Genomic DNA, 510 nt, shown 5'->3' on the forward strand with positions numbered 1-510 from the left:
GGTGCTGCTCACCGCCGGGGCGACGGCCGCGCTCAACGTGGACCCCACCCGGGGCCCGATGATGTCGCTGCCGCTGGCTGTGTTCACGTTCATCAGGTCGCCCCAGCCGGCCATGATCACGCGTGCCTTCGGTACGGCGCTGGTGCTGCTGGCGCTGGTGCTGCTCCTCTTCACGCTCGCCCGCGTCATCGGCGGCCGCGGACCCGCTCACCTGAACCCCCGCCAGTCCCGCCGCGCGGACCGCCGCTCACAACGCGACCTGCGCCGCATCGAGCCCTCGCCCCACGCTGCCACCGCGCCGACTCCCACCACTCCGACTCCCGCCATCGCGGGTCCCGCCATCGCGGGTCCGGTCCTCGCTTCCGCTTCCGATTCCGCCGCGCCGGATCCGAGCGCGCCGACCGTCACTTCCGCCGCCGTGGATCCGGCCGCACCGACTCCGGCTCCCGTTGCCCCGGTGCCGGTTGCCTCGGACCGGGCCCCCACCGCATCGGCCCCGCCCTGCACCTC

Annotated in this window: 1 pseudogene; it reads left to right on the top strand. The window is 74.9% G+C overall.

The window, feature by feature from the left end:
* Nucleotides 1–510, top strand: a pseudogene (locus AOK08_RS33440) (hypothetical protein); the annotation flags it as partial.

It is taken from the genome of Streptomyces graminilatus (genome assembly GCF_001418565.1).
GTDB lineage: Bacteria > Actinomycetota > Actinomycetes > Streptomycetales > Streptomycetaceae > Streptomyces > Streptomyces graminilatus.